Source organism: Aliivibrio sp. SR45-2 (assembly GCF_963890165.1).
Lineage (GTDB): Bacteria > Pseudomonadota > Gammaproteobacteria > Enterobacterales > Vibrionaceae > Aliivibrio > Aliivibrio salmonicida.
On the sequence record NZ_CAWPRC010000163.1, the window covers coordinates 1 to 16,710 of the forward strand.

Genomic DNA, 16,710 nt, shown 5'->3' on the forward strand with positions numbered 1-16,710 from the left:
AACGTTGGGAAGTCGAGAATTTCTCTGTTGATATGCAAGAGATAAGTCGTTGTGGTTGGTTATATCGTGTCATTCAACCGGGAATGGTTAGCGCAGATGAACCTTTGGAATTGATTGAACGAGTTCCTAACGCAATGACATTACGTGAAGTTTGTGACGTATTTTTTGGTGATCCGCTTAACAACGAGGGTCTGCTTAAGTTAAAACAACAGAGCAAACTATCAGACAGTTGGATGATGAAAGTAATAGCGCGCATTGAGACAAATGAAGTAGAGAATTGGAACTTCAGGTTACTCGGTCATGCTGGTGTTAAAACGACAAAATAACAACACTTAAATACGTATCGAATAGAAACACATTAACTGAATGTGTTTCGTTCGGTATGTTTGACATTTATTCCAAGCAATTTAATTGGTTGGTTATTACTTTGGGTAGTATCTTTAGCCTATATCGCCCTTTTTTATTTATCCATCGCTCCGTCTTTGCGTAATTTTCAGCAGAAATTAATATCGGTGACGGTGAAATCATACTTCCCCTGATTCTTTATTGTTTGAAGTGATAATATTTCGGTTTTATTGCCTATTAAAGGGTTATGGAATATATACGTTGTTGGGGAAGGTAGTGGTATGGAAGGTCAAGTTGTTCGTTGGATTGATAATAAAGGGTTTGGTTTTATTCGGGGGAATGATCCCGATAATGATAATGAAGTATTTGCTCATATTTCACAGTTTAAAAAAGGATACCGCAGGCCAAGGGTAGGTGATGAAGTTGTCTTTTTAATTGGTTATGAGGATGGTAAAAAAGTAGCCAACACCATTTCGTTGATAAACGTTAAACCCTTGAAGGTCACTAATGCGACAGCAGTAAGGCTAAGCAAAGTGATTACCTTATTTTTTATCTTCACTCTATTTTTTCTTTATCTCTTTTTTATTACTTGGGAAGTCACTCCATTTTATTCACCGCCTTCTTATGATGAATCGGAAGCGCCAATAAGAGTACGTCAAAACACAGGGTTTAGGTGTGAAGGAAAAACCCGTTGTACTCAAATGAATTCATGCGATGAAGCGAAGTTCTATCTTCGTTATTGTCCAAACGTTAAGATTGATGGCGATGATGATGGAACACCTTGTGAGCGACAGTTTTGTGGGGCGTGGTAGATTACATACTGTTAATTTAAATATCCTCCTCAACTTCCAGTGAATTAGGTATGGCGTTATAATAAAGGGGAATTGAACAAAAGTTAGGTATGTATGAACAATAACCGAGAAATAATCGCGAGTTTGCGTGAGCGCATTCCAACGTTTGAATGTACGCCAGGATGTCACGATTGCTGTGGGCCTGTGACGACGTCTTCGGAAGAAATGTCGCGTTTGCCAGTGAAAAGTGATGCAGAGCATGAGGCGGCATTAAATGAATTTGATTGCGTTCATTTGGGGCCTAAGGGGTGTACTGTATACGAAGAAAGACCGTTAATATGCCGGCTTTTTGGTACAACACCAAACATGCCGTGTCCAAATAGCTGCCGACCTAAAGAGATGATTGACTCGAAAACCGAACGTCAGATCCATCATTACATCGCAAATACACGACAAGTGTTGGTGTAAAAGACGTCGTTGTTAACGTATGTTCTCGTCATAATCAGTAATACTCTAGAATCAATATTATTTATTACACTCGGTCGTCTTTGATTACCGAGTGTTTTTCGTTTTATCTGATTGGTTTTTAATAAATCTAGTTCACTTTTACTGAATGCTTAGACAATTTAACTGAATTTTACAATATGATGGGTCTAACCTAGACGCTTGTTTTTAAACATTTTATATTAGTAAGTTAAACTATAATAAAGTGACAATAAGGATCATTAAAAATGAATATGTCGACGTTAACATTGGGCTTTCTTAGTCTTGGTTTTTTGAATACGTTTAGCTATGCGAGTCAGCCAATATTAATAAGTGATGTTGACTTTAATGATCCTCAGTTTTCTCTTTGTGTTGAGAAACAGAACCAACCAGTATTAGAGAAAATCAAAGCATTAAATTGTAATCGTATGGGGATTCATTCCGTCGATGAAATTCAATTCATGCCTGCTTTGAAAGTGATTTTATTGTCGAATAATCAAATTGAAACGATTGATACGTCTGCTGTTGTTAATTTAGAACGATTGGTCATTGAGGGTAATCAACTATCGTCGCTTGATCTCTCTTCAAATCAACATCTTAATTTCATTAATGTGCGTAATAATCAATTGAAAACGTTAGATCTCAGTCAACAATCGCAGTTAATTAAAATAAAAGCGGATTACAATCAACTGAGTGAGATTGATTTTGGTTCGAGTGAGGCGTTAGTTGCTGTTGAGGTGAATAATAATCAATTAACTCGTATTGATGTATCTCAATTAACGAAATTAAAAGAAGTGATTGCGTTTAATAATCCGCTGACTGACATAATATTGCCAAGTACGAATGAGCTTGAATTACTGTCTGTTGAAGGAACCCCTTACGCTAAAAATCAAACTGGTACGTTAGTCGGGAAAGGGATATCAAATATAGAATCACCACGAGTGAGTATTATTGAGGGAGGTCTGATTTCTAAAAATGATGATAAATATGACATGTTTTCCTCTCAGTTAGTGACTCCGTCGGTTGGGCAATATATTGGTATCCGTTACGCCGTAGAACCGCCAATACAAGATAATGATAAAGCAGCAGATCCACACTCAAAAATGCGAGTGAAATTCCCTATCACAGTGCGTATGACACACCCTGAAATTATCGATCCTAAAACGGGTAAACGTTCTACGGTGTCTAGTTGGACGGATACTATGTTTAAGCATAATAATAATTTGGCGATGTGGTATTTCGGTGATAAATCGGAGTTGGTGTCAGGCCGTTGGACGCTAGAAATTTTGTATGCTGGTTCTGTTCTTGCGAAACGCTCATTTGAAGTCGCGAATCTTGATGAGCTTGCGGCTGAGAAAAAACGAGAGTTGGAATCGCGTAAAGATCTACTAAAGGTAGTCCTTACCATGAATAAAACGCTGTGTGGAGGAACGAAATTTCGTCGTTGTATGGAATTTTCCTCGACCGACCACTGTGAAGTAAATATCGAGCCTTATAAAAAACGTTGTATGTCTATTGCTTTTGATAAAGCGAAAAAACAGGCTGAAAAAGGAACATCTAAAGATATAATTAGAATGGTATTTAGTCATTATTCTAGCTGTATAGGATCCAGTTATATACAAGAATCAAAGCTAGATGCGAAAAAAGTAGGCTTATGTTTTCGCCAATGATTCGATATAAATAATAGTAAAGAAACGCTTTAAAATTCAAAGCGGAGTAGAGTGATCTACTCCGCTTTTTTGTTGTTGAATTTGACCATAAGTCACCGCTAAGACTATGATTGTTTGTGTATTAGTCTTGCGGGTTTAAATTGCAATTACTGTTTGTTTTGTAATAATGTTTTACGTTTATACTGGCTTGTTACGTCTCAGAATGTAGCTAGAATCAATGGCATACCAGCGAGGTATACCCACCGTGGTTTTAATTGATATAACGATGTGTTGTGTTGAAGGTGGACATTAAACAAATATAACGAGAATTATTTAATGACGACATTAACTGAGAAACCAGGCATTACTCTTATTAAATCAGGTAGCCTTAAATTAAACGACCTTAGCCAATTATTAAATGTATCGGGCTTAAAAAGCGATATGGCTGAAGTTGCAGTCACGAATAATACTAACTCACTAACGATGGGTCATTTCACAATGTCTCCAGGGGTTGAATTTGAATATGTTTATGACTCTGTAGAATATAAAGTGATCACGAAAGGGAAGATTGTTGTTCGTGACATCGAAGGGAATAAATACGTTGCTGAAGTTGGTGATGTAATTTTATTCTCGCCTGATGTAACGGTTATTTTTGATGCAGAAAGTGACGGTGAAGCTATTTATACAGCGCACCGTGCAGCCGCCGCTGATTTTGCTCCTGCTAAATAATAAAGAGACTAATTCAATCGTAAAGCCTGTATTTATGCAGGCTTTTTTTATTTATATCAAATTAGAACAATGAGATTTGAGCGGAATGATGTTCGTTGATTTCCAGTGGCGATCTCACATGCTGATAGTAGTCGACCCAAACGGTGTTACTTCTAGGGAATTCTCTCTTTAAAGATTTCTTAGCCTGTTTTTTTGTACTTTCAGTGTTACCGATAAACGAGGCGTTCTTAAATCCGTTTTCTAGTATTTGATAGTGTGTCGCATCGATACAGTAAATGATAAATCCACGATCTTTTTTGTAGGTGTTAAATTGAACGGCTTCTTGTGGTTGCAATTCTCGGAGTTGTTTGTCTATGAGTGGAATGATTTGAGAGATATGAACCATGGTGTGGAATCCGATAGAGTAGATAAAATGTGTGATTAATCGATTATTATTTGTTGTGGCTTATTTTTCTTTTCTATTGCTTATTTCGGCTATGTATTTTTTCGTAAATAAAAAATTTATTATCTAGAATCGAATTTTTTATCATTCGAGAACCTGTGATTATTAACATAACTTAGCACTCTGTTTTTCTTCAATACCCAAAGAGTATATTACTTATTTTTTAATTGGTAATTTAAAGTGTAGATTATCAATCATATTAATCTGAATATAAATTAATGAAACGATAGTGTAGGGTATTTTTTCTGTAAATATAACAATAAGCTCTAGGTAGGGTTTATATTGTTAATATTATGAGCGGATAATAAACATAATAGTTACATGATCCATTTTAACGGTGACTCAACGTACTTTTATGCTTCTAACTAAGTAAGGTTGCGACAAAAAATCGCAACCTTAGTTATTTTATCTATTCGTATGTGACGTATACTTCCGTTAAGTTATCGGGTTGAGATGCGGTCATTGAGAAATAAACATAGCTTGCTTTTTCAACGTGCATTTCAATGAATTCATTATTTCCGAAATGAGTAGAAGACGCTTCATTTTGTTTCTTTGTTGGCCAATAATCTTTGGCGGCATAGAGATTAATATCGCCTTTATTTTCATTCGTTGTCGATGATTTATTGTTCACCCAAATACGAACGGTTTGATCGTCTTCTGGTACATACAGCACTAAATAACGTTGTTCATGAATGACAATCTCAGTGGCTATGCTTTTATTAAGTACCACAGGTTTTAAATCATCTGATGGTATGGCTGGCGTTGTTGTTGATGCTTCATTTTCAATATTAACGGTTAACTCAACATGTTCAAACGCTTCTCTTGCTGCAACACTAAAATAGTAACGACCTACGTTAAGAGGGGCGTTGGCATTGTTTGATGTGAATCGAATCGTTTCCTCACTGCCTCTTTGGAAGTTGCTGATATCGTAATCGTAATAGTGAGCGATTTTATTGAAACTGGCATACACATCGGCATCACCATCACCCGAAATAGAAACGGATACCGCTGCTGCCTCTGAGGTTACATCAAAATAGAACAATTGTTCGTTATAGATTTCTGACGATAAGGCGATGGTAGTATTGGCATTTAATGCCGTGATGTTGTCTGACGGTTGAGTGGGCTTATCTGGGTGTTCAATGTCGCCTTTATCAGGGGATTCTTCATTGGCAACGGTGTCTAACCACGTATTAAACGCGTTATCATATTGCTTACCGATGTTTTTTACGGCTTTCGCCCATGCTTTGTAATCGCCTTCACGAGAGAGTAACAATAATGTATCAACCTCTTCTGGGTGATTGTCGATTAAGAATCGCACTGCCAAATAACCCCAACGGTAAATACGATCGGTATCGTGACTGTAGGTTGTTGCTAGAATGTCAGTCAAACGGTAGGTTTTGTTTTGTCCTATTTTAATCGCATCGCTATAACCGTTTTTATAAGACATGTATTCAGCAAAGCCTTCTAACCACCAAATTACATAGCCTTCACGTAAATTATCATTGAAGTTACCGTGTAGATTAAAGCGTCCATCAAGATAATGGACGTATTCATGCTCAAGATTTAAGACGGCAAATCCGTCATTATTATCTTGGCGGTAAGCGATAAAACGTGCTTTGTTGTCGACTTGACTTGGTCTTCCTTCCAGATACTGACCTCCATTGTTTGTTGTGTTTCCAAACAAGAAAGAGGAGTAAGTCGTGTAATCAGAATTACTGTCAAATACGACGATTTCAACGGTGTCGTTCAAATCATCATTTACTGGGCGGTAACCACTTTTCGTGACGATATGAAAATCTATTTCTTTTTCAGTCAACATCTCACAGCTCGTTTGCGCTTGTGACTGTGTCATGTTTTGAGCTCGAATGGTTGCTGGGCCATCGCAGTGGTAATCTAAAGTGATGACTCGTTGCTCTAGATCTTGTTTGGCGTTTTCAAGACCAAGCTCTTTTGCTTTGTCGGGGGCGAAGTAGCTCAACATTTCAACAATGCCGACCCACATTTTGTCGCTTTTTCCACCGAGAGGATAACGGGTTAAGAGATCTTGAAGAATAATTAAGACTTGTTTACGTGTACTCGCGTGCGGGCTAGCAAGTAAACGACCCATTTCACGAGCGGCATTGGTGACTAAGAAACTCGATTGAGTCTCTAGCGCCCATTCTTTGTTTAAAATAAATTGATGTAACTTTATGAGATAATCAGGACGGGCTTGAAGATGATCGTAATACGTTTGTATGCCTGAATGTCCACTCATGGCTTGAAATAGAACATTTAGGGTACGTTGATTTTCCCAATTGTCGGCGTTATCGACAGAAAGGGTATCCAACAAGGTAACTAAAGAATCCATGATAGAAGGCAATTGTCGAATGCTGTCGATCATATAGATCATGCTATACATGGCATTTGCTTGCTTTTGTCCTGTTGCCATGGCTTGTGGGTGGGCAATAAAAGATTGAATGCTCTCCGCAAGTTGAGCATCGAGTTGATCAGAGTAATCATTCAGTTCGGCTTTAAATCCGTAGCGAATATAATAGGCAGCGCGCACGTATTCGGATAGGTTTTCAATTTGGTTTGCTTGTGAATCTTCACCCGTATATTCAGTGATGCGTAGATTCAGACGATGCACCACTCTTTGTAATTGGGGTTCGCTGTATAACGATTCAAATAATGGGCGAGGAGCACTAAACCAAGATTTTCGACATTCATAATTGGCGTTTTCGATATTATCGAGAAATTGAGCTGATAATGAAATTTCGTGTGCCGAACAGGATTTAGGTTCGATTAATTCAGTTGCAAAGGTGGATGGAGCGATTAAGCTTCCAGATATAGCAAGTGCAAGCGGAGTAATTCGGTACCAACTGCTGATATAATTGTTAATTATCATAGTATCTCTAGTTATTATATTTATTTATGGGTTGGTGTTTTTATCAGCATTATATTCGTTATACCAATGTGATCGTTGTAAATAAGAGGTCGGTTCAAAAATAACACATATATATATTGTCTATTTAAGTTGTAATTAGACTAATTTATGAATGTATTTTGTTATTATCTTTGCAGTGTGAGATATTTTTATTTAATATTTTATTGTGATTTATAGTATCAACATTAAATATAGGGACAAAGTATGGGCGTAATAGTGAGAGGCGTTAGAAAAGAAGATTCTCAAGGCATCATTAATGTATTAAACCCTATTATCGAGGGCGGTCTTTTTTCTATTTTAGATACTCCATTTTCGGTTGAGGAAGAGGAGCAGTTTATTGAAGCGTTTCCAGAGAGAGGAGTTTTTAATGTCGCTCTTGATGTAGATGGAGCATGTGTTGTAGGTTTTCAAAATGTAGAACCTTTTGCGACCTACACTTGTGCTTTTGATCATGTTGGAATTATTGGTACCTTTGTCGATGAACAATACCGAAGACAAGGCATTGCAACGGCATTGTTTGACGCTACATTTACCGTTGCGAAATCGAAAGGGTATGAGAAGTTATTTGCGTACGTTAGAGGTGATAATGAAAATGCCTTGGCTACGTATTTAAAGCAAGGGTTTGAGATCGTCGGTACCGCAAAGAATCATGCTAAAATTCGCGGGAAATACATTGATGAAATACTCATCGAAAAATTTCTATGGTAGATCGTCGTTACCATTCAATGTCTGTGCCATCAAAGCTACGAAATCTTCCTGAATCACTTGGTGTTGAGTGATGGATTAATGTTAACAGTGATTCTGAGGTGAATTCAGGCGATTGCAGTTGGTTTTTTGGTAAATTTTTCTGAAATGGTTTTGATAATTCGGTATCCGTAGTTCCTGGGTGAAATAACATCACGCAACAGTGTGGCAATTTAAGTCTCCACTCGATACTGATTGTTTTTATTGCCATATTTAACGCGGCTTTCGACATGCGATAACTTAGCCATCCACCAATGTTATTGTCTTTTATGCTACCGATTCTTGCCGAGAGAACGACATAGAAAGTATTATTTGTTGATGCTTTTAAGGCGGCTTCAAAATGCTTAGCTAACATGAGGCTAGGTAATGTATTTAAGCTCATGTTCTTATCAAATAAATCGTGACTAAACTGCGCTATCGATTTTTCAGGTTTATGTTGTTCAGAATGAAGAAATCCTACTGCATTAATGAGAATATCTACATCGTGAACCGTTTTGGAAAGCTGTTTTATCTCGTTTTCGTTAGTAACATCTAATTTAATCCAGTGCACATTTGAATGAGAAAACCCGATGTGGTGGTGATAGGTGGCTAAAATTGAGGCATTTGGGTAGTGTTTAATAGCGCTTTTCACAATGGAAAGTCCAATGCCTCCAGAAGCGCCAATAATCAATATATTCATTAAAGAGTCTCACTAAGTTATGTCTAGGGTACAGAGGCGATGATTGACTGTAAAAGTCACATAATAAAATAAGTAAATCGTATGCTGATATTATCTCTACGTAATTTATGTCGCCTTTGGATCATCTTGAATGAGAATTAAGGGGAATAAACCGACGAATATCGTCTTTCATTATCAATATCAAGGAAGAGGAGTAGGAACGGCATTAATGAATCACATTTTGTCTGTCGGCAAACAGAGAGGGATCTCGCGCTTTTATTCAGAAGTGAGCATCACAGCGAAATCTTTTTATGAACATTTTGGATTTACTATTGTTAAGCAACAAACAGTTGATGTTCGAGGACAAAAGCTTGTAAATTATGTAATGGAAAAATGCAGTTAATATAGTGTATCTATGAAGGATGTAGAAATGAAAACAATTGGAATGTTAGGTGGAATGAGCTGGGAATCGACAGCCAGTTATTATAAGGCGATTAATGAAGGTGTAAAATCGGCGCTTGGTGGCCTTCATTCGGCAAAAATTTGCTTATATAGTGTCAACTTTGATGAAATTGAAAAATTACAGCATCAAGGTAAGTGGGATGAAACCGCGGTGATTTTATCTAACGCTGCAAAATCGGTTGAAGCCGGTGGGGCTGATTTCTTACTTATTTGTACTAATACGATGCATAAAGTCGCCGATGAAATTCAGGCGAATTTGTCTATTCCGATCGTTCATATTGCAGATGCCACAGCGTCTAAACTGATTGCTGATGGAGTCACTAAAGTTGGTCTGCTTGGCACACGTTTTACGATGGAACAAGATTTCTATAAAAGCCGCTTGATCAATCAATTTGGTATTGATGTGATTGTGCCAACGGCAGATGACCAAACCATTGTCCATAATGTTATTTATGATGAATTGTGTCGTGGTGTCATTAAAGCTGAATCACGAGTTCAGTACGTAAATATTGTAAATGCATTATTTGCTCAAGGGGCAGAAGCCGTCATTCTCGGGTGTACTGAAATTGCGTTGTTGATTAAACAAGAAGATACGCACGTTCCTCTGTATGATACGACAGAGATTCACGCTGCTCATGCGGTGGCACTTGCAATTGCTAATGATGTTTAACGTTATTTAATAATTGCGGTTCAACAGACAGATTAAAATGGGTATTAAATGAGAAAACAGAGTTTTGGATTAATGCTAATTGCCTTGCTTGCTGGGTGTAGTTCTCATTTAAGCCCATTAGATTCGCCTATTTCTGCTTCAGATATTAAGGCACAGACGTTCACCTATACTGAATTGAGCGATAAACAGAAGGTATTATGGGAAAAGGCTCGACGTCATATCATATCAACTTACGGAAAAAGTCAGCCAATCTTACGGGTTGAAAATGAATCGAATGGAACGCTACTTGGCAAAGGGCTTGTTCAATGGAAAAAATCATCTTCGTCAGACAGTACACATTGTTATTCTGAATACGATATTCGATTTATGACCAGAGATCATAAAGCACGCTTGCAGTTAACATTACTGCCTGGTGTTCCCGCCAAATCTGAGTGTGATGATTGGGGTTTACCTTCTCAATATGGCTATGAGCAAATTCTTGATAAGTTCACAGTGATGTCTGATGATTTGGGCTCTGTTTTACGTCGAACTCAGTAGTGGTGGCGAGTTTCCGCTTACTGCTTAGATCTCAAGAATAACTGACTCACTATTTATTTTTCCATCATCGCTTTTTTGGGCCTCTTTCTTATCCTAAACTAAAAACAATGGATAGAATTAGAGAAGGGGTTCTCGATGGTCATCAAAAATAACATCACTCATGCAAGTGTCATTGGTTTTTCTCTCTTTTTTCTTACGACGTTTCCCGTCTCTTCTGATCCCAACGCTTCCTCATTGCCTGATGAACCTTCTCTGCCTTACTTCCAAGAATGGCCAAAAATAAAGAGTGCGATCCCAAAGCGAGATTATATTGAAGAAAGAGTCGCGGATATTGTGTCTCAAATGACCTTGGGTGAGAAAGTTGGGCAAATGATCATGCCTGAATATCGTCAAATTACTCCCAAAGAAGCGAAGCAATATAAAATTGGCTCAGTGCTTAATGGTGGCGGTGGTTGGCCGAATGAAAATAAGCACGCATCAGCATTAGAATGGGCTCTACAATCGGATAAATATTGGGTCGCGTTAGATGATGCCTACGCGGGTCGAGGTTTTCGTATCCCCTTTTTGTGGGCAACAGATGCGGTACATGGAAACAACAATGTTTATGGTGCGACTTTATTCCCTCACAATATTGGATTAGGCGCTGCGAATAACCCTGATCTGCTTTTTGAAATAGGACGAATTACAGCAAAAGAAGTCGCGGCGACAGGTCTTGATCTGACGTTTGCACCAACGGTAACGACACCTCGTGATTATCGCTGGGGAAGAGTGTACGAAGGGTATGCTGAGATTCCAGACATCACTTATCAATACGCAAGCGCCATCGTGCAAGGTTTGCAAGGTACTGAAAAAGAGCTTCGATCTGAGCAACGCGTATTATCTACGGTGAAGCATTGGATTGGTGATGGAGGCACGTTTAATGGGGTTGATCGTGGTGTTACTTTCTATAGCGAGGATGATTTACGTAATATCCATGCGATGGGGTATTACTCGGCTCTTGAAGCCGGTGCTCAAGTGGTTATGACGTCATTTAACTCTTGGCAGAAGAATGACGTAAAAGGCAAGTCGACAGATTCAACGAAAACAGAGAGTAATCGATTTGGAAAACTTCACGGTAGTCGTTATTTAGTTACGGATGTTTTAAAAGAAAAAATGGGGTTTGATGGCATCGTTGTTACCGATTGGAATGGTCACGGTGAGGTGGCCGGTTGTACTAATCAAAGTTGTCCAAAGGCGGTGAACGCAGGCAATGATTTGTTTATGGTGACAGACAATAAAGATTGGAAAGCGTTTTACCAAAATGTCATTAAACAAGTCCAAGATGGACAAATACCAATGGCTCGAATTGACGATGCGGTAACTCGTATTTTACGCGTTAAGATGCGTGCGGGCTTGTGGGAAAAACCAAAGCCGTCTTACCGTCTTCTTGCGGGTGAGCAGCAGAACCTTGGGGCGCTTGATCATAGAAAAGTGGCTCGACAAGCGGTCAGTGAATCTCTGGTTCTATTAAAAAATGAGAATAAAACACTGCCTTTTGAACCCAAAAATCACAGTTACTTAGTGGTAGGAAGCGCCGCGAATGACATTCAAAAACAGAGTGGTGGTTGGACATTAACATGGCAAGGTAATGAGAATAAGCCGCAAGATTTTGTTCATGCGACGACGGTTTTAGAGGCGTTTAAGCAGGTAGTTGGTGATAAACATGTGTATACCGATCCTAACGAAGCATCAATGGATACCATTGCGGTGGTGGTGATGGGTGAAGATCCATACGCTGAAATGTATGGGGATATTAAAGCGCATCAAACATTAGCCTATTCAGAATTGAAACCCAGCTATGCAAAAGATTTACAGTTAATACAAGCGTTGAAAAAGAAAGGGTTTACAGTGGTGACTATTTTATTCTCTGGTCGTCCATTGTATGTAAATCCTGAATTGGCTCTTTCTGATGCTTTTGTGGCAGCTTGGTTACCCGGTACTGAAGGACAAGGGATCACTGATGTGTTGTTTGCTCAAGAGGGATCTGATTTTACCGGTAAGCTTTCTTATTCTTGGCCAAACAGTAAATGCATGACGACCATTAATAAGAACAGTCAGAATATTCCTAATTATCGAGCGCCTGACTTTGAGCAAACAGGGAAAGATTTTACGCCCTTATTTCCTTATGGGTATGGGTTAAATTACACCACGGAACAGAAAGGCTTAGCAGCACCATCGTTGTTTATGGATAAACGTCAGTGGGGGTGTGGAGAAACAAAAGCGAAAGAGCGACCAACGACGAACCTTGAAATATTCAACCGTGAAGCGACAACGACGTTTGTGCCAAAAATGAGTGGAAAAGTGACGAAGTGGAAAGGCACCTTTATTTCTCGAGCGAAGAAGATGGAGATGGGAACCGCATCGATATTACCTCTTAATTATAAGCATCAACAAGATGCGTTAAGAATTGATTTTGGTCAGCAACTTCCGATGCAATTTTATATTCAAACGCCAGATAAAAAAGGGATCGACATGCGTCATTATTTGGCAGCAAACTCAACATTAGAGTTTGATATTGCGGTGAGAAGTGAGATCCCTAATACCTTAAAATTGGCTTCCCATTGTGTTTATCCTTGTGGTGCGATGGCTCCTATACAAAAGGAGCTAAAAGCGATTGTAGAAGCTTCTGATTCTGAGTGGGTGACAGTGAAAGTTCCTTTACAATGTTTTGCTGATAACGGGGTGAATTTCTCTAGTGTTAATACGCCATTTCTTTTATATGCGGATGAACCGTTCCAGTTTGATATTGGTGAGATCCGATATGTCCCTAGAGATAAAAAGGCGACGGAGGGCGTGTTGAGTTGCGATATTTTCAAGTTGATTTAACGTGGATTCATGTTTTGGTTAACAATGACATCAATAAGAGTGATTACTTTCTTTAGTTTCAGTGCTTTAGGTGGTAAATTGAAACTCTCGCTAGCATCATTAGCGTGTTATGTTGACGATGTATTGGAATTATTCAAGCTCAGTAAGCACAAGGATTAAGTTATGAATGTGGATAAAGCAAAAAAGCGTATAGCAAAACAAGTTAAAAAAGGCTTCAAAGGATATCCTCAGCTTTCTCTGTCCTATTTTGGGAAAACATCAGACTTGGCAACCGAAGTGGTTGTGACGTTTATTTTAGAAGAAGGTGCTGAGCCTCAAGAGCAAAAGTTTGCCAGTGAAAATGATGTTCGAGAAGATGAAACCATTCAATCGGTGTTAGTTAAAATTATCGATCGTGCTGATGCAAATAGCGTGATGGAAGTGGAAGGTGTCGCCATTCTTTAGTTTGGCTTTACATTAAACAGCTCAATGACACGACTGCTTATAAGTAGGGTGTCATTGGGGTTTAACCCATAATAAGGTTAAGACAACGCATTAAAACCAACGCATTCAATCCCTTCTGTTTTAAGCCAGTGTGATAATTCTGGCGACGTCAGTAAATCTCTTTCTATTACACGCATAGCCATGTAACTGGTTAACTCAGTAAGATCCGAATTGTCTTCTGTACTTGGGTGACACATCAGTTCTAAAATGCCATCAGAAAGCGTGTCTTTATAGCTTAAAACTAGTGTTTTTAGTTGCTCAAGAGAGACGCCTGAATCAAAAAACTGAGCATCAAACGCATCAGGAGTTCGCACTGTTAGCCCATCTTGCCCATGAATGATGTTATCTATTCGGCGAACTGGGAGGTTAATCTCATTAGCAAAACGGATAAATGCTTTTTTTAGTGGTGGATAGACACCAGCGAAATGATGACTATCAATGTGGTTAATATTAAAGCCCAACTCAATAGCGGCATTGTACTGTGCGTGAAGCTCAATATAGACTTCTTCTTTACATACATTCTTATTTATTAGGGTTTTTCTATCCAGAAAATAACCATGTTCGTCAACTAAGCTTGATACCATCAAAGGATCTGACAGTGGCTGTCCTGCGGTGACGGTAAAATGCAAACCAATCTCAGGGACTAAACCTTGTTTATACAGTTGTGCAGCGTGCTCAACGCCTTTTTGATTCATCATTATGGTGGTTGAGGTAACTATACCTGATTTAAAGCATTCAACGATGCCATTATTCACACTTTCTGATAAGCCAAAATCATCGGCGTTCATGATCAATTTCATGGTTTTTCATCCTAATATCATTATTTTTTGGACTATTAAGTCTATTAATAAGCCATTTAATCGACACTGACAAGTGAGTATAATGCGGTGATGGATTACTGAGGTTAATGCGTGATAGAGACCACGGTTTTTGATTGATTACACAAGCATGATGAACAAGGAGTCAGCGTGATAATTAGAACCATTTTAGATAAAGACATGGAAACGATACTTGAGCTAAATGAGCAGTTTGTAAAGGTATTAAGCCCAATGGATAAAAGTAAATTAGTTCGATTAATTGAAATGTCGGCGATATCCGTTGTGATTGAAGAAGATGACCGCATTGCTGGCTTTTTATTGGCATTCACTCAAGGTGTGAAATACGAAAGCATTAACTATGAATGGTTTAATGAGAATTACGATTCATTTTTGTATATCGATAGGATCGTGGTTTCTGATCAGTTTCACGGGAAAGGAGTGGCATCAACACTCTATAAACTGGCTCTAAATTGGGCAACAGAGCGAGCATTATCGCGTGTTGTTGCTGAAATCGATGTGATGCCACCGAACGAACCTTCGTTACTCTTCCACCAAAAAATGGGCTTTAAAGAGATTGAGTTATTAACGCATAATGAGAACAAAAAGGTGTCTTTGCAAGAATTAACGATAAGTTAGTTTTTTAACGAAACAGAGAGAAACCTCGGATTTTACTTCCGAGGTTATTAATGATGAACTTATGAGCATGAACCACAACAAACACCTGGTTCTCCGTGTTTTTTCACTTCTTTTTCTTTAGCGTCAAAAGCTGTTTTTTCATTGGAGTTTGGTTGTTGTACTAATTTCTCTTCTGTTGCTTTTGTTTCGCTTTTTTTGAATATCTTTGTAAATGAAAGTGCCATTTGGATTCCTCGTTAACTTATTAAGGTGCATTTTAAATGCATCTTAATGTGCATGGTATAAATAGTCAATACTGGTCACATTCGTTGTTATTTAAATGAGTATAATCAAGCGCTAATTATTCCCGTGATTTACTTTTAATTTTGGACATGAAATGACAGAAAAAGAAAAAATGCTTGCCGGTCTTCCTTATGATGCTTGGGATGAAACGTTATTAAAAAACCGAATGAATGCGAAAGCGGTTTGTCACCAATTTAACTTAGCGGATCCAACCAAGTTAGATGAAAGAATGGCCATATTAAAAGGACTTTTGTGTATAAAAGACCAAGCACATATGGAACCTAATTTCTTTTGTGATTATGGTTATAACATTGACATTGGTAGCAATTTTTATTCTAACCATAACCTCACTATTGTTGATGTATGTAAGGTGACGATTGGTAATAACGTGTTGTTTGGCCCACACGTTATGATCTCAACAGGAACCCATCCATTAGATCCTATTGAACGTCAAAAAACAGAATATGGGTCGAGTATCTCTATTGGTAACGATGTTTGGGTTGGTGGCAACGTGTCTATTTTACCGGGTGTTAAGGTTGGTAATAATTGTGTGATAGGTGCGGGCAGTGTGGTGAATCGTGATATTCCTGATAACAGTGTTGCCGTTGGTAACCCATGTAGGGTGATTAAATCGGTTAAATAGAAAATAAGGTGGAATCAAAGGGATGTTATTTCAAGCAATTGACTTAAATGTGTTGAATCGCGCTATAATTTTTATCACGTAACTATAATTAACATCATTCATTTTACAGGATAACTTTTATGAAAAAGAAAACATCGCGCCTATTTTTTATTTCTGCAATGAGTTGCAGTGGACTACTTTTTGGCCTTTCTACAGCACAAGCGGCGGCGACACTAGATTGCAGTACTCAAGTTGGCTGTGCACAGAAAAGTTGTGAGATTGAAAAGCAAATTAGCATTGCTGAAGAGAATGGCAATGACCACAAAGTGGTTGGATTGAATATCGCGCTTACAGAAGTCACAACCTATTGTACTAACGACGATATTAAAGGCGATTTGAGAGAAGAGATTGAAGAGCTGAATGAAGAGATCGCCGAAAATCATTCTGATCTGATTGAAGCGAAGCAAGATCAAAAAGAAGATAAAATTAAGAAGTACCAACAAAAAATAGCAGAAAAAGAGCAAAAGATAGACGATCTTAAAAAAGAGTTACTGAGAATAAAATAGACAGT

18 protein-coding genes and 2 pseudogenes are annotated in these 16,710 nt (G+C 38.3%); 15 read left to right on the forward strand and 5 right to left on the reverse strand.

Features of this window, described 5'->3' with window-relative positions:
- The 5 genes and pseudogenes from AACV33_RS13755 to AACV33_RS13775 all read left to right on the forward strand — a co-directional run.
- Positions 1 to 326: pseudogene (locus tag AACV33_RS13755) on the forward strand (MOSC domain-containing protein); the annotation flags it as partial.
- A 300-nt stretch (positions 327 to 626) separates the two neighbouring features.
- Positions 627 to 1,157: a cold shock domain-containing protein gene (locus AACV33_RS13760; protein ID WP_012550146.1), complete on the forward strand. Its 531-nt coding sequence runs from the start codon at positions 627 to 629 to the stop codon at positions 1,155 to 1,157.
- A 93-nt stretch (positions 1,158 to 1,250) separates the two neighbouring features.
- Positions 1,251 to 1,604 carry a YkgJ family cysteine cluster protein gene (locus AACV33_RS13765; protein WP_012550147.1) on the forward strand — a complete coding sequence of 118 codons (354 nt, stop codon included), beginning with the start codon at positions 1,251 to 1,253 and terminating at the stop codon, positions 1,602 to 1,604.
- 263 nt (positions 1,605 to 1,867) lie between these two features.
- Positions 1,868 to 3,289: a DUF3859 domain-containing protein gene (locus AACV33_RS13770; protein ID WP_182700316.1), complete on the forward strand. Its 1,422-nt coding sequence runs from the start codon at positions 1,868 to 1,870 to the stop codon at positions 3,287 to 3,289.
- Between the two features lie 315 nt (positions 3,290 to 3,604).
- Positions 3,605 to 3,997 carry a hypothetical protein gene (locus AACV33_RS13775; RefSeq protein ID WP_023603280.1) on the forward strand — a complete coding sequence of 131 codons (393 nt, stop codon included), beginning with the start codon at positions 3,605 to 3,607 and terminating at the stop codon, positions 3,995 to 3,997.
- 61 nt (positions 3,998 to 4,058) lie between these two features.
- Here AACV33_RS13775 and AACV33_RS13780 read toward each other — a convergent pair whose 3' ends face one another.
- Together AACV33_RS13780 and AACV33_RS13785 are read right to left on the reverse strand one after the other, a co-directional pair.
- Positions 4,059 to 4,382 carry a hypothetical protein gene (locus tag AACV33_RS13780; RefSeq protein WP_017022291.1) on the reverse strand — a complete coding sequence of 108 codons (324 nt, stop codon included), beginning with the start codon at positions 4,380 to 4,382 and terminating at the stop codon, positions 4,059 to 4,061.
- Between the two features lie 466 nt (positions 4,383 to 4,848).
- Positions 4,849 to 7,323, reverse strand: a complete 2,475-nt coding sequence (locus tag AACV33_RS13785; RefSeq protein ID WP_182700317.1) for a M9 family metallopeptidase — start codon at positions 7,321 to 7,323, stop codon at positions 4,849 to 4,851.
- Positions 7,324 to 7,566: 243 nt separating this feature from the next.
- On the opposite strand from AACV33_RS13785, the gene AACV33_RS13790 reads away from it, so the two are divergent.
- On the forward strand, positions 7,567 to 8,070 hold the full coding sequence (locus tag AACV33_RS13790; RefSeq protein ID WP_182700318.1) for a GNAT family N-acetyltransferase: 504 nt from the start codon (positions 7,567 to 7,569) through the stop codon (positions 8,068 to 8,070).
- A gap of 7 nt (positions 8,071 to 8,077) precedes the next feature.
- On the opposite strand, the gene AACV33_RS13795 is transcribed toward AACV33_RS13790, so the two are convergent.
- Positions 8,078 to 8,785: an SDR family NAD(P)-dependent oxidoreductase gene (locus AACV33_RS13795; RefSeq protein ID WP_065610374.1), complete on the reverse strand. Its 708-nt coding sequence runs from the start codon at positions 8,783 to 8,785 to the stop codon at positions 8,078 to 8,080.
- Positions 8,786 to 8,954: 169 nt separating this feature from the next.
- On the opposite strand from AACV33_RS13795, the pseudogene AACV33_RS13800 reads away from it, so the two are divergent.
- The 6 genes and pseudogenes from AACV33_RS13800 to AACV33_RS13825 all read left to right on the forward strand — a co-directional run.
- Positions 8,955 to 9,167 (forward strand): annotated as a pseudogene (locus AACV33_RS13800) (GNAT family N-acetyltransferase); the annotation flags it as partial.
- A 27-nt stretch (positions 9,168 to 9,194) separates the two neighbouring features.
- Positions 9,195 to 9,896 (forward strand): aspartate/glutamate racemase family protein, encoded by a 702-nt coding sequence (locus AACV33_RS13805; protein ID WP_182700320.1) that lies wholly within the window; start codon positions 9,195 to 9,197, stop codon positions 9,894 to 9,896.
- A 48-nt stretch (positions 9,897 to 9,944) separates the two neighbouring features.
- Complete coding sequence (locus AACV33_RS13810; RefSeq protein WP_065610376.1) at positions 9,945 to 10,433, forward strand: hypothetical protein; 489 nt, start codon at positions 9,945 to 9,947, stop codon at positions 10,431 to 10,433.
- A 135-nt stretch (positions 10,434 to 10,568) separates the two neighbouring features.
- A complete protein-coding gene (locus AACV33_RS13815; RefSeq protein WP_182700321.1) occupies positions 10,569 to 13,298 on the forward strand; it encodes a glycoside hydrolase family 3 protein in 2,730 nt (909 codons plus the stop codon).
- Positions 13,299 to 13,307: 9 nt separating this feature from the next.
- Positions 13,308 to 13,457: a hypothetical protein gene (locus tag AACV33_RS13820; protein WP_012550155.1), complete on the forward strand. Its 150-nt coding sequence runs from the start codon at positions 13,308 to 13,310 to the stop codon at positions 13,455 to 13,457.
- Positions 13,458 to 13,460: 3 nt separating this feature from the next.
- A complete protein-coding gene (locus tag AACV33_RS13825) occupies positions 13,461 to 13,742 on the forward strand; it encodes a hypothetical protein (RefSeq protein ID WP_017022299.1) in 282 nt (93 codons plus the stop codon).
- 77 nt (positions 13,743 to 13,819) lie between these two features.
- On the opposite strand, the gene AACV33_RS13830 is transcribed toward AACV33_RS13825, so the two are convergent.
- A complete protein-coding gene (locus tag AACV33_RS13830; protein WP_182700322.1) occupies positions 13,820 to 14,581 on the reverse strand; it encodes a carbohydrate deacetylase in 762 nt (253 codons plus the stop codon).
- 168 nt (positions 14,582 to 14,749) lie between these two features.
- Here AACV33_RS13830 and AACV33_RS13835 point away from each other — a divergent pair, with 168 nt between their 5' ends.
- Positions 14,750 to 15,235 (forward strand): GNAT family N-acetyltransferase, encoded by a 486-nt coding sequence (locus AACV33_RS13835; protein WP_339379726.1) that lies wholly within the window; start codon positions 14,750 to 14,752, stop codon positions 15,233 to 15,235.
- 59 nt (positions 15,236 to 15,294) lie between these two features.
- On the opposite strand, the gene AACV33_RS13840 is transcribed toward AACV33_RS13835, so the two are convergent.
- Positions 15,295 to 15,459 (reverse strand): CCGSCS motif protein, encoded by a 165-nt coding sequence (locus AACV33_RS13840; RefSeq protein ID WP_012550159.1) that lies wholly within the window; start codon positions 15,457 to 15,459, stop codon positions 15,295 to 15,297.
- A gap of 152 nt (positions 15,460 to 15,611) precedes the next feature.
- Between AACV33_RS13840 and AACV33_RS13845 the strand changes: the two genes are divergently transcribed.
- Entirely contained in the window at positions 15,612 to 16,160 is a 549-nt protein-coding gene (locus AACV33_RS13845) for a sugar O-acetyltransferase (RefSeq protein WP_182700323.1), read from the forward strand.
- Positions 16,161 to 16,279: 119 nt separating this feature from the next.
- A complete protein-coding gene (locus AACV33_RS13850; RefSeq protein ID WP_182700324.1) occupies positions 16,280 to 16,705 on the forward strand; it encodes a DUF1090 domain-containing protein in 426 nt (141 codons plus the stop codon).
- Positions 16,706 to 16,710: the final 5 nt, after the last annotated feature.

Coding starts and splice junctions, on each gene's coding strand:
- AACV33_RS13760 (WP_012550146.1), top strand. CDS start 627: ATGGAAGGTCAAGTTGTTCGTTGGATTGATAATAAAGGGTTTGGTTTT.
- AACV33_RS13765 (WP_012550147.1), top strand. CDS start 1,251: ATGAACAATAACCGAGAAATAATCGCGAGTTTGCGTGAGCGCATTCCA.
- AACV33_RS13770 (WP_182700316.1), top strand. CDS start 1,868: ATGAATATGTCGACGTTAACATTGGGCTTTCTTAGTCTTGGTTTTTTG.
- AACV33_RS13775 (WP_023603280.1), top strand. CDS start 3,605: ATGACGACATTAACTGAGAAACCAGGCATTACTCTTATTAAATCAGGT.
- AACV33_RS13780 (WP_017022291.1), bottom strand. CDS start 4,382: ATGGTTCATATCTCTCAAATCATTCCACTCATAGACAAACAACTCCGA.
- AACV33_RS13785 (WP_182700317.1), bottom strand. CDS start 7,323: ATGATAATTAACAATTATATCAGCAGTTGGTACCGAATTACTCCGCTT.
- AACV33_RS13790 (WP_182700318.1), top strand. CDS start 7,567: ATGGGCGTAATAGTGAGAGGCGTTAGAAAAGAAGATTCTCAAGGCATC.
- AACV33_RS13795 (WP_065610374.1), bottom strand. CDS start 8,785: ATGAATATATTGATTATTGGCGCTTCTGGAGGCATTGGACTTTCCATT.
- AACV33_RS13805 (WP_182700320.1), top strand. CDS start 9,195: ATGAAAACAATTGGAATGTTAGGTGGAATGAGCTGGGAATCGACAGCC.
- AACV33_RS13810 (WP_065610376.1), top strand. CDS start 9,945: ATGAGAAAACAGAGTTTTGGATTAATGCTAATTGCCTTGCTTGCTGGG.
- AACV33_RS13815 (WP_182700321.1), top strand. CDS start 10,569: ATGGTCATCAAAAATAACATCACTCATGCAAGTGTCATTGGTTTTTCT.
- AACV33_RS13820 (WP_012550155.1), top strand. CDS start 13,308: ATGTTTTGGTTAACAATGACATCAATAAGAGTGATTACTTTCTTTAGT.
- AACV33_RS13825 (WP_017022299.1), top strand. CDS start 13,461: ATGAATGTGGATAAAGCAAAAAAGCGTATAGCAAAACAAGTTAAAAAA.
- AACV33_RS13830 (WP_182700322.1), bottom strand. CDS start 14,581: ATGAAATTGATCATGAACGCCGATGATTTTGGCTTATCAGAAAGTGTG.
- AACV33_RS13840 (WP_012550159.1), bottom strand. CDS start 15,459: ATGGCACTTTCATTTACAAAGATATTCAAAAAAAGCGAAACAAAAGCA.
- AACV33_RS13845 (WP_182700323.1), top strand. CDS start 15,612: ATGACAGAAAAAGAAAAAATGCTTGCCGGTCTTCCTTATGATGCTTGG.
- AACV33_RS13850 (WP_182700324.1), top strand. CDS start 16,280: ATGAAAAAGAAAACATCGCGCCTATTTTTTATTTCTGCAATGAGTTGC.